The sequence below is a fragment of the Nonomuraea sp. NPDC049784 genome, from assembly GCF_040659615.1.
In the GTDB taxonomy this organism is placed as follows: domain Bacteria; phylum Actinomycetota; class Actinomycetes; order Streptosporangiales; family Streptosporangiaceae; genus Nonomuraea.
The window spans coordinates 1-13,572 of record NZ_JBFAMX010000269.1 but is presented as its reverse complement, the minus strand read 5'-3'; the positions used below and the strand labels follow the sequence as shown (position 1 = coordinate 13,572).

12 protein-coding genes and 1 pseudogene are annotated in these 13,572 nt (G+C 70.4%); 10 read left to right on the top strand and 3 right to left on the bottom strand.

The annotated features are described in order from the left end of the window. Nucleotides 1-284 precede the first annotated feature (284 nt). Entirely contained in the window at nucleotides 285-425 is a 141-nt protein-coding gene (locus AB0J09_RS37565; RefSeq protein WP_360701697.1) for a hypothetical protein, read from the bottom strand. Nucleotides 426-549: 124 nt separating this feature from the next. Here AB0J09_RS37565 and kstD point away from each other — a divergent pair, with 124 nt between their 5' ends. The 4 genes and pseudogenes from kstD to AB0J09_RS37545 form a co-directional block, all read left to right on the top strand. Then, nucleotides 550-2,322: a 3-oxosteroid 1-dehydrogenase gene (gene kstD, locus AB0J09_RS37560; RefSeq protein ID WP_360701695.1), complete on the top strand. Its 1,773-nt coding sequence runs from the start codon at nucleotides 550-552 to the stop codon at nucleotides 2,320-2,322. A gap of 40 nt (nucleotides 2,323-2,362) precedes the next feature. After that, nucleotides 2,363-3,220 carry an LLM class flavin-dependent oxidoreductase gene (locus tag AB0J09_RS37555; RefSeq protein ID WP_360701692.1) on the top strand — a complete coding sequence of 286 codons (858 nt, stop codon included), beginning with the start codon at nucleotides 2,363-2,365 and terminating at the stop codon, nucleotides 3,218-3,220. Nucleotides 3,221-3,285: 65 nt separating this feature from the next. After that, nucleotides 3,286-5,124: a serine hydrolase domain-containing protein gene (locus AB0J09_RS37550; protein WP_360701689.1), complete on the top strand. Its 1,839-nt coding sequence runs from the start codon at nucleotides 3,286-3,288 to the stop codon at nucleotides 5,122-5,124. Beyond that, nucleotides 5,115-5,420: pseudogene (locus AB0J09_RS37545) on the top strand (NUDIX domain-containing protein); the annotation flags it as partial. The gene AB0J09_RS37550 and the pseudogene AB0J09_RS37545, both read left to right, overlap by 10 nt. A 148-nt stretch (nucleotides 5,421-5,568) precedes the next feature. On the opposite strand, the gene AB0J09_RS37540 reads toward AB0J09_RS37545, so the two are convergent. Continuing rightward, on the bottom strand, nucleotides 5,569-6,033 hold the full coding sequence (locus AB0J09_RS37540; RefSeq protein ID WP_360701686.1) for a MarR family transcriptional regulator: 465 nt from the start codon (nucleotides 6,031-6,033) through the stop codon (nucleotides 5,569-5,571). 81 nt (nucleotides 6,034-6,114) lie between these two features. On the opposite strand from AB0J09_RS37540, the gene AB0J09_RS37535 reads away from it, so the two are divergent. Beyond that, nucleotides 6,115-6,495: an ester cyclase gene (locus AB0J09_RS37535; RefSeq protein WP_360701684.1), complete on the top strand. Its 381-nt coding sequence runs from the start codon at nucleotides 6,115-6,117 to the stop codon at nucleotides 6,493-6,495. Between the two features lie 185 nt (nucleotides 6,496-6,680). Here the strand turns inward: AB0J09_RS37535 and AB0J09_RS37530 are convergent, their stop codons facing one another. Continuing rightward, entirely contained in the window at nucleotides 6,681-8,213 is a 1,533-nt protein-coding gene (locus tag AB0J09_RS37530; RefSeq protein ID WP_360701700.1) for an MDR family MFS transporter, read from the bottom strand. 142 nt (nucleotides 8,214-8,355) lie between these two features. Here AB0J09_RS37530 and AB0J09_RS37525 point away from each other — a divergent pair, with 142 nt between their 5' ends. The 5 genes from AB0J09_RS37525 to AB0J09_RS37505 form a co-directional block, all read left to right on the top strand. Beyond that, a complete protein-coding gene (locus tag AB0J09_RS37525; protein WP_360701681.1) occupies nucleotides 8,356-8,940 on the top strand; it encodes a TetR/AcrR family transcriptional regulator in 585 nt (194 codons plus the stop codon). 115 nt (nucleotides 8,941-9,055) lie between these two features. Continuing rightward, a complete protein-coding gene (locus AB0J09_RS37520; protein WP_360701678.1) occupies nucleotides 9,056-9,901 on the top strand; it encodes a shikimate dehydrogenase in 846 nt (281 codons plus the stop codon). 9 nt (nucleotides 9,902-9,910) lie between these two features. Beyond that, a complete protein-coding gene (locus tag AB0J09_RS37515; protein WP_360701674.1) occupies nucleotides 9,911-11,638 on the top strand; it encodes a TIM barrel protein in 1,728 nt (575 codons plus the stop codon). A gap of 9 nt (nucleotides 11,639-11,647) precedes the next feature. Beyond that, the gene (locus AB0J09_RS37510) at nucleotides 11,648-12,295 is read left to right on the top strand and encodes a TetR/AcrR family transcriptional regulator (protein WP_360701671.1); all 648 of its coding nucleotides are present in this window, start codon (nucleotides 11,648-11,650) and stop codon (nucleotides 12,293-12,295) included. A 117-nt stretch (nucleotides 12,296-12,412) separates the two neighbouring features. Then, nucleotides 12,413-13,572, top strand: a 1,160-nt coding sequence (locus AB0J09_RS37505; protein ID WP_360701668.1) for an MFS transporter, incomplete at its 3' end; no start/stop codon positions are given.

The window sequence follows — 13,572 nt, the reverse complement described above, 5'->3', positions numbered from 1 at the left end:
CTACCTGGCGCTGCTGCTGTCCAGCCTCCGCCCCTCGCCCGGCGAACTGCCCGCCCCGTCCTGCTCGTGAAGGGACGGCCAGGGGCGACCCCCTGACCGTCCCTCCGCGCTGCTCAGAACCCGCTGCCCTGGATGCCGGCCGACGCGGCGGTCGCCACCGCCCACCACCGTGACCAACGCGACCATCAGGGCCAGAACGAATCGACGCCAACGAGTCATGGCACGCCCCCTTCCGGGTCGGGGGATCGACCCGCCTCGGTATTCGCCGCACCGGCCCCGGCGGATCACGTCTTGGGCAGAGTGACCGGTGGCCCGCCCGCCGCCGTCGTCCACGCATGTACGCGCCACGGGTCCTGGCCGCCGGATGAGGAGGACCGGACTGGCGCCGTGGCGAGCAGCAGGAGCACGGCGGCTAAGCGTCGCATGGCATCTCCTCCGCGCAAATGCTTGCTTGGCTAAGAGGCGTCCCGATCACGGCACCAGGCATCGGCGGTCACGTCAACACCCGCTGCATTGACAGTCAAAACAACCAAGCGCATGCTTGGCGGCATGGTCGAGTCCAGGAGATCCGGCAACACCCTGACCCCCGCAGGTCAGACCCGCCGCACCCTGCTCAAAGGGGCCGCCGTCGCAGGTGGCGCCCTGGCCACGGGCACGGCGCTGGGCAGCGCGCCCGCCCGCGCCGACACCGAGTACGACGTCGTGGTCGTGGGCGCCGGCGCCGCCGGGATGACCGCGGCGCTGACGGCCGCCAAGCGCGGGCTGCGCACGATCGTGCTCGAGAAGGCCTCCACGTTCGGCGGCTCGGCCGCCCGGTCGGGTGCGGGCATCTGGATCCCGTGCAACGAGGTCGTCCTCGCCGCTGGAGTGCCGGACACCCCGGCCAAGGCCGCCGCCTACCTCGCCCGCGTCGTCGGCGACACGGTGCCCGTCGAACGGCAGCGGGCGTTCCTCGCGGCCGGGCCCGCCATGATCTCGTTCGTGCTGCGGAACAGCCCGCTGCGCTTCCGTTTCATGGAGGGCTACTCCGACTACTATCCGGAGTTCCCCGGCGGGATGCCGAACGGGCGCTCCATCGAGCCCGCCCAGCTCGACGGCAACATCCTCGGCGCCGAGCTGGCCCGGCTCAACGGCCCCTACATCCCCACCCCGGCCGGCCTGGTGGTCTACAGCGCCGACTACAAGTGGCTCACGCTCGCCGCGGTCAACCCCAAGGGTCTCGAAGTGAGCACCGCGTGCCTGGCGCGGGGCACCGAGGCCGCGCTGCGCGGCGAGAAACCGCTCACCATGGGACAGGCCCTGGCCGGCGGCCTGCGCGCCGGGCTGCTCGCGGCAGGCGTCCCGGTGCTGCTGAACACCCCGCTGCTCGACCTGACCATCGAGTCCGGCCGTGTAACGGGCGTGGTCACGCCCGGCGGAACGGTCAAGGCCCGGCGCGGAGTGATCGTCGGCTCCGGCGGGTTCGAGCACAGTGCGGCCATGCGCGCGGAGTTCCAGCGCCAGCCCATCGGCACGAGCTGGACCATCGGCGCCAAGGAGAACACCGGCGACGGCATCGAGGCCGGCGAGCGCGCCGGGGCCGCGCTCGACCTGATGGACGACGCCTGGTGGGGCCCGGCGATCCCGCTGCCCGGCCAGCCGTACTTCTGCCTGGCCGAACGCACGCTGCCCGGCTGCATCCTGGTCAACGGCGACGGCGTGCGCTTCGTCAATGAGGGCGCCACCTACAGCGACGTCGTCCACGTCATGTACGACCGCAACACCCCAGCCGCGCCGCACATCCCCGCCTGGCTGATCGTCGACCAGAACTACCGCGACAAGTACCTCTTCCGGGACGTCGCGCCGCTGCTGCCGCTGCCCGACGCCTGGTTCGACAGCGGCGCCGCGTACAAGGCGTGGACGATCGAGCAGCTGGCCCAGAAGATCGGCGTCCCGCAGGCCGCGCTGCGTGGCACGATCAACCGGTTCAACGGGTTCGCGGTGACCGGCAAGGACCTCGACTTCCACCGCGGGGACAGCGCCTACGATCGCTATTACGCCGACCCGCTGGTCAAGCCCAACCCGTGCCTGGCGCCGCTGTGGCTGCCGCCGTTCTACGCGTTCAAGATCGTCCCCGGGGACCTCGGCACCAAGGGCGGGATGCGCACGGACGCACGCGCGCGGGTGCTGCGGGCGGACGGCTCGGTCATCCCCGGCCTGTACGCCGCGGGCAACGCCAGCGGAGCCGTCATGGGCCACAGCTACGCCGGCTCCGGCTCCACCATCGGACCCGCCATGACCTTCGGCTACGTGGCCGCGAACGACATCGCCGACACCCCTTAATACGTTTGCGGGCGCCCCCGCGGCAGAGCACCATGGCGGAATGCGCTTCTCGATCAACATCCCGAACTTCGGGGACTTCGCCGACCCCCGCACCGTCGCCTCGCTGGCCGTCGCGGCGGAGCGGGCGGACTGGGACGCCCTGTTCGTCTGGGATCACGTCGTCCATGTCAAGAGCCGGCGGCGCGCGTTCGGCGACCCTTGGATGCTGCTCACGGCGGCGGCGATGGCGACCACCCGGATCAAGCTCGGCACCCTGGTCACCCCGGTCGCCCGGCGGCGGCCGCAGCAGCTCGCCCGCCAGGTCGCCACGCTCGACGTGCTCAGCGGCGGGCGGGTGATCTTCGGCGCGGGGCTGGGCGGGCCGATCGAGGACGAGTACGGCAGCTTCGGCGAGCCCACAGACCCGGTCGAGCTCTCCGAGCGCCTCGACGAGGGGCTGGACCTGCTGTCCCGCTACTGGACCGGTGAGCCGGTCACCCATCACGGACGGCACTACCAGGTCGAGGACGTCGCCCTGCTGCCCCCGACCGTGCAGCGCCCCCGCCCGCCGGTCTGGATCGCCGGGTTCTGGCCGAACCGCAAGCCGATGCGCCGGGCCGCCCGCTGGGACGGCGCGGTCCCGCTGTTCGGGCCGGGCTCACACGGGTACGGCCCGCCCGCCGACCAGGTCCGCGACCTGGTGGCGTACCTCCGCGAGCACCGCCAGGACGACAGGCCCTTCGAGATCGTCGTCGGCGGCGTCAGCCCCGCCGGCGGATCCAAGGCCCGCGACCTGCTCGGCCCGCTGCAGGAGGCCGGGGCCACCTGGTGGGACGAGCGGCAGCCCATCGACAGCCCCGACAACGAGCGGCTCGCACCCGTGCTGCGCCGCGTCGAGCAGGGCCCACCGACGGTTTAGGAAAGTCCCAGCGGTCTGCCATGATTCAAGCGCATTAAGTGATCATCGCTTGAAGGAGTTCCCCCTTGGACCGCCGACGCTTTCTCACCCTGACCGGCGCAGCCGGGCTTGCCGCCGTGGACTTCGCCCGCCCCGCTCTGGCGGCGAGCTACCCGTTCGCCACCGCCGGCGTCCCCGACGAGCTGAAGACGAAGATGGGCGAGCTGGCGCCTTATGGCATCACGGCTGCCGCGTTCACGCCGTCCGGCGGCTGGGTGATCGTCACCCAGGACGGGCGCTATTTCGCTCGCGGCGTGCCCGACGCGTGTTTCGCCGAACTGGGCAAGATGATCAAGGCGGGCGGGAAGATCCACTGCGTGGCCTTCCCGCCCGAAGGCGGCGATCGCTGGGTGATCACCGGTGACAAGGGGATGTCCGCGCGCGGCCTGCCCGAGGAGTGCCACCAGCGCGTCAGCGACAGCTACGCCGCCGGCCGCCAGGTCGTGCACGTCGCCTTCCCGCCGGCCGGCGGCAACCGCTGGGTGGTGGCCGACACGCAGGGCTTCTACGTCCGGGGCATCGACGACGAGTGCTACCAGATGATGCGGAACCTCACGCAGGGCGGACGCCGCGTGACCCGAGTCGCCTTCCCCAAGGCGGGCGGGTGGACGATCGTCGCGCAGGACGAGTTCTACGCGCGCGGCGTCGACGACGCCTGCTTCAAGCAGATGAACGCCCTCGCCGCCGACGGCTGGCAGCTGCACGACGTGGCCTTCTCACCGAGCGGCGGCTGGACGCTGAGCTCGCGCGGCAAGGTGCCCGCGCTGCCCGCCGACCGGGCGCGGCAGGTCGAGAACGCGGTGGGCGGCGCCACCATCTGGCAGCGGATGAGCGCCTGGAAGACGCCGGGCGTGGCCGTCGCGGTGGTGGTCGGCAACAAGATCGCCTGGTCCACCGGGTACGGCTGGCTGGAGGCGGGCAGCGGCGCCGCCGCCCATCCCGAGACCGCCTTCCAGGCCGCCTCCATCAGCAAGGCCGTGGCCTCGGTCGGCGTGCTGCGCCTCATGCAGACGCTCAAGCAGCCCTTGACCAGCGACATCCGCCCCTACCTGGGCTGGACGCTGCCGCGCCGCTCGTGCGTCTCCGACACGGCCGTTCCCACCATCGACCGCCTCCTGACCCACCGGGCCGGCGTCATCGGCCGCGGCTCCACGTCCCCTTCCGGCGCCTGCTCCGGCTTCGACTCCGGCGGCGGCGGCTTCGCCGGCTACGGCCCGGACGCGACCGTGCCCACGCTGCTGCAGGTCATGAACGGCGAGGGCAACTCCCCGAAGATCGAGCTCACCACCGACCCGGGGGCCGAGTTCCACTACTCCGGGGGCGGCTTCGTGCTCCTGCAGCGGATGGTGGAGCAGAAGAGCGGCCTCACGCTGGCCCAGTACATGGACAAGGAGGTGTTCGCGCCGCTCGGCATGAAGAACAGCTCGTACGCGCTGTCGCCCGGCTTCGAGCTGGCCGCCGGCCACACCGCCACCGGCGCCGTGATCCCCGGCAAGCGCAACCGCTACCCCGAGTCGGCCGCCGCCGGCCTCTACACCAACGTCCTCGACCTGTGCCGCCTGGTGTCCTACCTCAACAAGGCATGGACCGCCTCCGGCGACATCGCCGGACCGCTCACCAAGGCCTCCGTCCGCACGCTGCTCACCCGCGGCCCCGAGCCCACCATGGGGCGCGGGTTCTTCGTCGCCGGCTCCGGGACGAAGAACTTCTCCTACACCCACGACGGCTCCAACTACGGCTTCAAGTCCGTCTTCAAGGGCTACCCGGAGCTCGGCGCCGGCTACGCGGTCCTGGCCAACGGCAACAACATGACCGTGGTCAACGAGATCGCCGCGGCCATCCGCTCGGTCTACGGCTGGGCCTGACCCGACCTCCGCGGCCACTTCCCTGGGCCCCCGGCACGCTGGCCGGCATCGGCGGCAAGGCCGAGGCGGACGGTGCCGGGGCCGGCATCCTCGAGCAGACCGCGCGCCGGGAGGCCGCGGAGGAGGTCGGCGTCGACCTGACGGGCACCGGTCTCACCTATGTGGAGAGCGCCTGCTTCGTGACCGACGACGGCGACCCGCTGATCAACGTCGTCTTCCGCGGCGAGCTGCCGCCGCAGGCCCGTCCGGTGGTGGCCGCGCCGGACGAGGCCGCCGAGCTGACCTGGCTCACCCCCGAGGAGGCCGTAGCCTACCCCGGCTGCCCACCGTGGATCCTGCGCAGCCTGCGGCGCATGGCTCAGGCGGACAGCGGCCATCTAGCCTCGGGTCTGCCGTACAAACACGCCTCTTGTACGGCGCCGCGGGCTGGGACAGACCTCTTGGTCACTCGGCCCGCATGCGCCCGACCTCCGACTGGAAGACCTCCTCCGTCTTGCCCAGGAAGCCGGCGATCAGTTCCAGCTGCTCCTCGGTGTAGCCGTCCATCGCGCCGCGCCACGCCCGTACGAACGGGGCGAACACCGGGGCGATCACCTGCGCGGCCTCCTGAACCTGGAGCGTCACCACGACCTTGCGGCGGTCGCCGCTGTCGCGTTCACGCCGCACGTACCCCCCCGCCTCAAGTCTGTCGATCACCCCGGTGACGGACGCGGTCGTGATGCCCGCGCGCCTGGCCAGCTCGCTCGCCGTCAGCGGGCCGTCGCTGAGCAGATTGAGGCAGTGCAGGTCAGTGGTGTTGACGCCGATGCGCTCGGCGGCGCCCTGGCTCATCGCCACCGACAGCGCGTTGGTACGGCGCAGTGCGTCGAGCAGCTGGGCCACGAGCTCGGCACGCCTTGACATCGCCATCCAAACTCCTTAGCGTTCCAAGTGTTTAGGAAAACTAGAGATATGGTTCTCTAGTGGCTAGATTACCGTAAGGAGAGCGCGATGAAGGATGTCATCAAGCGTTTCTACGACGAGGTGCTCAACGCCGACGACCTCGACGTAGCCGACGAGATCGTCGGCCCCGGCTTCGCGCCCCGTGGCGGCGACGTCACCGGCCCCGAGGCGCTCAAGCAGACCGCCCGCTACCTCCGTTCGGCGCTGCCCGACCTGCGCTTCGACATCGAGGACATGATCGCCGAAGGCGACCGGGTGGCCACCCGGTGGACGCTGCGCGGCACGCACGAAGGCGACTTCTTCGGCTTCCCGCCCACCGGCAAGCCCCTGGAGGTCCGCGCCTGCGTCGTCTTCCGCATGGAGGACGGCAAGGTCGCCGAGATCTGGCCGGTCATCGACTCCAGCTCCCTCGCGGCTGCCAGAGGATGACTAGTCGGCGGGCAGGCCGTTGCGGCGGGCCAGTGTGTGCAAGGCGCTTCGCAGCACCTTCGCCTCCTCGTCGGCGAGTCCTTCGGCCAGCTCCGCGTCGATCTCGGCCGCCGCCTCGGTGCAGGCGGCCGGCCTTGAGCAAGGCGGAAGGCCGCGCCCCCACGGGCACGGCCTTCGGGATGCGGTCAGGCGGTGGCCGGAGCCTCCTGCTTGGTCTGCTCGGGCAGGTCCAGGCTGTCGCGCAGCTTGGCGGGCTTGAGGAACGCCGCGGCGACGAGGCCGACGGCGGCGATCGCGGCCGAGATGAGGAAGATGTGGCCGGTGGCGTCGCCGTACGCGGCCCTGACGATCGTCTTGATCGGCTCGGGCAGCGCGGCGATGTTGAGGCTGCCGCCCGCCGCGCTCCCGGCGGCGGGGATGCCGGCCTTGGCCAGGCCCTCGACGATGTTGGAGGCGACCTGGTTGGCCAGCACGGCGCCCAGCACCGACACGCCGACGGTGCCGCCGAGCGAGCGGAAGAAGGTGACCGCGCCGCTGGCGGCGCCGATCTCGCTCAACGGGACGGTGTTCTGGATGACCAGGACGAGATTCTGCATCGACATGCCGACGCCGACACCGACCGCCAGCATGTAGACCGAGATCAGCACCATCGGGGTCTCGTGGTCGATCGTGGCCAGGCCGGCGAAGCCCAGCAGCAGGACGACCAGGCCGACCAGGATGAACGGCTTGGTCTGGCCGGTCCTGGAGACCATCCTGCCGCTGATCGTCGAGGAGAGGAGCACGCCGAGCATCATCGGGATGGTCAGCAGGCCGGCGGCGGTAGGGCCGTAGCCGCGGCCGATCTGGAAGTACTGACCCAGGAAGACCGAGCCGCCGAACATGGCCATGCCGACCGCGAGGCTGGCCAGGATGGCCAGGGCGGGGGTGCGGCGGCTGATGACATGAAGCGGGACGACCGGCTCCTTGACCCTTGACTCGATCCAGGTGGCCAGGGCGAGCAGCAGCACGCCGCCGCCTGCCATGGCCGCGGTCTGCCAGGACAGCCAGTCGAAGTCGTTGCCGACGAAGGTGACCCAGATGAGCAGGATGCTGACGCCGGCGGCGATGAGGGTGGCGCCCCAGTAGTCGATGCTCACGTCCGAACGGCGCACGGTCGGGATGTGCAGGGTCTTGGCCAGCAGCGCGAAGGCAAGGACTGCGAAGGGTACGGCGACGAAGAAGCACCAGCGCCAGCCGAGCCAGGAGGTGTCGGCGATGAGACCGCCGAGCAGCGGGCCGCCGACGGTGGCCACGGCCATGACCGCGCCGAGGTAGCCGTTGTAGCGGCCGCGCTCCTTGGGGCTGATCATCGCGGCGATGACGACCTGGGCGAGGATCTGCAGGGCGCCCATGCCCAGGCCCTGGACCGCGCGGAAGGCGATGAGCTGCCCGGTGTTCTGGGCGAAGCCGCAGGCCAGCGAGCTGAGCATGAAGGTCACGATGGCGATCTGCAGCAGCAGCTTCTTGTTGAACAAGTCGGCCAGCTTGCCCCAGATCGGGGTGGAGGCGGTCGAGGCCAGCAGGGACGCGGTGACGACCCAGGTGTACTGCGACTGGCTGCCGTTGAGCGCGCCGATGATCTGCGGGAGCGACACCGAGACGATGGTGCCGCTGATCATCGCGACGAACAGGACGAGCAGCAGCCCGCTCAGGGCCTCGAGGACTTGGCGGTGGCTCATCGGCTCCACCGTTGACGGCTCTGCCGTCTGTGCGCTCATGCGCGACCTCCAACTAAATGTGTACGACCGGGACACCATACATGCTCAATGGGAAACTTTGCGCACTGGGCATCTATTCCCGGCGGGTAAGCTTGCGCACGTCATGAACAGCACAGTGGGGTTGCGCGAGCGCAAGAAGGCCGAGACCCGCCAGGCGGTCCACGAGGCCACGCTGCGGCTCGCGGTCGAGCACGGCCTGGACAACGTCACGGTCGAGGCCATCGCCGACGCCGCCAACATCTCGCGCCGGACGTTCTCCAACTACTTCGACAGCAAGGAGGAGGCGCTGCTCTACGGCGATGAGCAGCGCCTCGGCGAGCTGGTGGAGCGGGTGCGCGACCAGCCGCCCGCACTGACGGCCTGGCAGGCGCTGCGTGTCGCTTTCGAGAGCCTCTACGACGAGACCGGCGAGCCCGACCCTGAGTGGATGCTGCGCGCAAGGCTGGTCAAACAGCACCCCTCCCTGCTGTCCAGGCAACTGGCCGGCAGGGTGCGCCTGGAGAACGAGCTGAGCCAGGTGGTGGCCGGGCGGGAGCAGGCCGGCGGTGTCAGCCCTGAGGTGATCACGGCGGCTTTCCTGACCGCGCTGCGCATCGCCACACTCCGATGGGTCACGGATCACAAGACCAGGACGCTGCGCGAGCTCACGGACGAGGTCCTCGACCAGGTCGCCCAGCCGTTCGGCTGACCGCCTCCGCCCGGCGCCGCCGGACAGGGTGGCCTCCGTCTAGCCAGCTAACTCACTAGTACGTACATTAGAGGCGTCCGCGCACCTGTCCCCATCTGCTGGAGAGGATGAATTGATGGCCTCGTTCCTGACCGGGCTGGTCGGCTCGGGCATCGGCCCCTCGCTCAGCCCGCCGCTGCACGAGCGGGAGGCCGTCCACCACGGGCTGCACTACGTCTACCGGCTGCTCGACACCGATCGGCTCGGGCTGGAGGTGGGGGAGCTGGTGCGCACCGCGCGCCGCTTCGGCTACGACGGGCTCAACGTCACCCATCCATGCAAGCAGACCGTCATCCCGCACCTGGACGATCTGTCGCCGGACGCCCGCATGCTCGGCGCGGTCAACACCGTCGTCTTCGACGGCGAGCGCGCCATCGGGCACAACACCGACTGGACGGGGTTCGCCGAATCGTTCGCCCGCGGCCTGCCCGAAGCCCCCACCCGCCGGGTGGTGCAGCTCGGCGCGGGCGGCGCGGGCGCGGCCGTGGCGCACGCGCTGCTCACCCTGGGCGCCGACCGGATCACGGTCGTCGACGCCGACCACACCCGGGCGGCGCGGCTGGCGGCCGAGCTGGGCACCCGCTTCGGCGCCGGACGGGCACGCGCCGCCGGCCCCGACGACCTGTCGGCGCTGCTGGCCGAGGCCGACGGGCTGGTGCACGCCACGCCCACCGGCATGGCACACCACCCCGGTATGCCGCTGCCCGCCTCGCTGCTGAATCCCGGTCTGTGGGTAGCGGACATCGTGTACCGGCCGCTGGAGACCGAGCTGCTCAAGCAGGCGCGGGCGCTGGGCTGCCGGACGCTGGACGGCGGCGGCATGGTCGTCTTCCAGGCGGCGCATGCCTTCCGCCTGTTCACCGGCCGCGAGCCCGACGCCGAGCGCATGCTCGCCCACCTGACCGACCTGGTGACCGTCTGAGGAGGAGACGTGCGCAAGTCCATCGCCACCGTGTCGGTGAGCGGCACCCTGATCGAGAAGCTGGACGCCATCGCCGCCGCCGGGTTCGACGGCGTGGAGATCTTCGAGAACGACCTGCTCACCTGCCCGCTGCCACCTGAGGAGATCCGGGCCCGCGCCGCAGACCTCGGGCTCGGCATCGACCTCTACCAGCCGTTCCGCGACTTCGAGTCGGTGCCCGCCGACCTGCTGGAACGGAACCTGCGTCGCGCCGAGCACAAGTTCCGCGTCATGGAGCGCCTCGGTGCCGACCTGCTGCTGGTCTGCTCCAACGTCTCGCCGCAGGCTATCGGCGACGACGAGCTGGCGGCGGCCCAGCTGCGGCTGCTGGCCGAACGGGCCGCCGAGCACGGGATCCGCATCGCGTACGAGGCGCTGGCCTGGGGGCGGCACGTCAACGAGTACCTGCACGCCTGGCGCGTCGTCCGCATGGCCGACCACCCGAACCTGGGCACCTGCCTGGACAGCTTCCACATCCTCTCGCGCGGCTCCGACCCGATCGGCATCGAGGCCGTTCCCGGCGAGAAGATCTTCTTCCTCCAACTGGCCGACGCGCCACTGCTGGCCATGGACGTGTTGCAGTGGAGCCGCCACTACCGCTGCTTCCCCGGCCAGGGCAACTTCGACGTGGCCGGGCTGGTCCGCCACGTGCTCAACGCCGGCTACGCCGGGCCGCTGTCGCTGGAGGTGTTCAACGACCACTTCCGCCAGGCCGACACCGGGCGCACCGCGCGCGACGGCATGCGCTCGCTCATCGCCCTGGAGGACACCCTGTACGGGGCCGCGCACCCGGCCGTGCCCACGGGCTTCTCCTTCGCCGAGCTCGCCGACAACGGGGAGCTCGGGGGGATGCTGACCGCGCTCGGCTTCGCACGCACCGGGACGCATCCCACGAAACCGGTCGAACTGTGGGAGCAGGGCGGGGCGCGGCTGCTGCTCAACGCCACCGGCGACGACCCCGCGCTGGTCGCCCTCGGGCTCGACAGCCCCGATCCCGGTGGGGCGGTCAAGCGCGCCGAGTCGCTGCTGTCGCCGGTGCTGCCGCGCGAGCGCGCGCCCAGGGAAGCGCGCCTGGACGCCGTCGCCGCCCCGGACGGCACCCAGATCTTCTTCTGCGACACGGCCTGGCTCGACGACTTCGGCCCCTCAGGGCTGGTGTCCGGCGAGATCACCCGGATCGACCATGTGGCGCTGACGCAGCCGTGGCACCAGTTCGACGAGGCGGAGCTGTTCTACCGCAGCGTGCTCGGGCTGAGCCCGCAGGAGAGCCTGGAGGTGCCCGACCCGTACGGGCTGCTGCGCAGCAAGGCCATGTCGGACCCCGGCGGGCGTGTACGGATGGTCATCAACCTCGCCCAGGTCGGCGCGAAAGACCTCGCGTGGCAGCACGTCGCGCTGGCCTGCGACGACGTCGTGGCCATCGCCCGCCGCCTACGCGCAGAGCACCCGGACCTGCTGCTGCCCATCCCCGCCAACTACTACGACGACCTGGAGGCCCGCCACGACAACGTCGATCCCGCGCTCAGGGAGCTGGGCGTGCTGTATGACCGGGACGAGCACGGCGAGTTCCTGCACCTGTACACCGTCACCGTGGGACGCGTCTTCTTCGAGATCGTCCAGCGAACGGGCGGATACCAGGGATACGGCGCCGCGAACGCCCCCATCCGCCTCGCCATTCAGCACGCCGGACATAACTAAGATGACCGAATGACCTCCCAACCCGTCGCCTCGGAACGCCAGCGGGACGCCGACCGCACCAAGGCGGAGATCCTCAAGGTGGCTCAGCAGGAGTTCGCGCGGCACGGGTACGCGGGCGCGCGCGTCGATGAGATCGCCGAGCAGATGCGCACCACCAAGCGCATGATCTACTACTACTTCGGCAGCAAGGAGCGGCTCTACATCGCGGTCCTGGAGAAGGCCTACACCGAGGTGCGCGCGATGGAGCGCACGATCGACGTCGAGCACCTGGCTCCGGTGGAGGCCATCCGCACCCTGGCGGAGCTGACCTTCGACCACCACGACGCGCACCGCGACTTCATCAAGCTGGTCGCCATCGAGAACGTCCACCAGGCCGAGCACATCCGCAAGTCCGACGTCCTGGCCAACCTCGGCACGCCGGTGCTCGACGTCATCTCGCGCATCCTGGACGCGGGGCAGGCGTCCGGCGAGTTCGTGACCGACGCCGACGCGATCGACGTGCACATGATGATCAGCTCGTTCTGCTTCTTCCGCGTGGCCAACCAGCACACCTTCGGCGCGCTGTTCGGGCGCGACATGACCGCGCCGGAGCACCGCGCCAGGCTGCGCCGGATGGTGGGCGAGATGATCGTCGCCTACCTGCGCGGCCCTGCTTGACCACTGGGCCTGACCGCCGTCCGGGCCGTTAACCGATGGGCAACGCCCTTGTAATGTACGAACCGGTGAGTTAGTTTCCTGCCACTGCGCTTTCCCATTCCCCGTGAGGAGCTTATCGTGACGGTGCAGGGCAAACCTCGCAAAGCGGCCGTTGCTGCCTGGATCGGCAGTGCCTTGGAGTACTACGACTTCTTCATCTACGGCACCGCCGCCGCCCTGGTCTTCAGCAAGATCTTCTTCCCGTCCAGCTCGCCCGCCACGGGGACGCTGCTGGCCCTGGCCACCTTCGGCGTCGGCTACCTGGCCAGGCCGGTCGGCGCCTTCGTCCTCGGGCACGTGGGCGACAAGTTCGGCCGCAAGAAGGTGCTGGTCGCCACGCTCGTCATGATGGGCGCATCGACGTTCCTGGTGGGCTGCCTGCCCACGTACGACCAGGTCGGCCTGCTCGCGCCGATCCTGCTCGTGGCCCTGCGCCTGCTGCAGGGCTTCTCGGTCTCCGGCGAGCAGGCGGGCGCGAACTCCATGACGCTCGAGCACGCCCCCGAGACCCGCCGGGCCTACTACACCAGCTTCACGCTCAACGGCACCCAGGCCGGGCAGATCATCGCCACCGCGATCTTCCTCCCGATCGCCGCGCTGCCCGAGGAGCAACTGCTGAGCTGGGGCTGGCGGGTGCCGTTCTGGCTGAGCATCGTGGTGGCCGCGGTCGGGCTGGTCATCCGGCGCACGCTGGAGGAGACGCCCGCCTTCGAGCAGGAGGTCGCCACGAACAATGTGGCCAGGATGCCGCTGGCCGTGCTCTTCCGCGAGCATTGGCAGGACGTGCTGCGGGTCGTCGTGGCCGCGGTCATCGCCTCGGTGAGCACGATCTTCACCGTCCACGCCCTGTCGTACGCCGTCAACACCATGCACCTCGAGCGCGGGCCCATGCTGTGGGTGGGCGTGCTGGCCAACGTCGCCGCCGTGATCACGATCCCGTTGTGGGGGTCGCTGTCGGACCGGATCGGCCGCAAGCCGGTCTTCATCGGCGGCTCGCTGGGCTGCGCGGTGCTGATGTTCGGCTATCTGTGGTCGATCTCCACCGGCAGCTACGCCCTGATCTTCGTCGTGGGCATCCTGATGTTCGGCGTCGTGCACAGTGCCACCAGCGGCGTCTGGCCGTCCTTCTACGGCGAGATGTTCACCACCAGGGTCCGCCTGTCGGGCATGGCGATCGGCACCCAGATCGGCTTCGCCATCGCCGGCTTCGCGCCGACCGTGGCCACGGCGGTGGCGGG

What these genes read in the sequence shown, in the direction of transcription:
- AB0J09_RS37565 (WP_360701697.1), bottom strand. Translation starts at nt 425, where the DNA reads ATGCGACGCTTAGCCGCCGTGCTCCTGCTGCTCGCCACGGCGCCAGTC.
- kstD (WP_360701695.1), top strand. Translation starts at nt 550, where the DNA reads ATGGTCGAGTCCAGGAGATCCGGCAACACCCTGACCCCCGCAGGTCAG.
- AB0J09_RS37555 (WP_360701692.1), top strand. Translation starts at nt 2,363, where the DNA reads ATGCGCTTCTCGATCAACATCCCGAACTTCGGGGACTTCGCCGACCCC.
- AB0J09_RS37540 (WP_360701686.1), bottom strand. Translation starts at nt 6,033, where the DNA reads ATGGCGATGTCAAGGCGTGCCGAGCTCGTGGCCCAGCTGCTCGACGCA.
- AB0J09_RS37535 (WP_360701684.1), top strand. Translation starts at nt 6,115, where the DNA reads ATGAAGGATGTCATCAAGCGTTTCTACGACGAGGTGCTCAACGCCGAC.
- AB0J09_RS37530 (WP_360701700.1), bottom strand. Translation starts at nt 8,213, where the DNA reads ATGAGCCACCGCCAAGTCCTCGAGGCCCTGAGCGGGCTGCTGCTCGTC.
- AB0J09_RS37525 (WP_360701681.1), top strand. Translation starts at nt 8,356, where the DNA reads ATGAACAGCACAGTGGGGTTGCGCGAGCGCAAGAAGGCCGAGACCCGC.
- AB0J09_RS37520 (WP_360701678.1), top strand. Translation starts at nt 9,056, where the DNA reads ATGGCCTCGTTCCTGACCGGGCTGGTCGGCTCGGGCATCGGCCCCTCG.
- AB0J09_RS37510 (WP_360701671.1), top strand. Translation starts at nt 11,648, where the DNA reads ATGACCTCCCAACCCGTCGCCTCGGAACGCCAGCGGGACGCCGACCGC.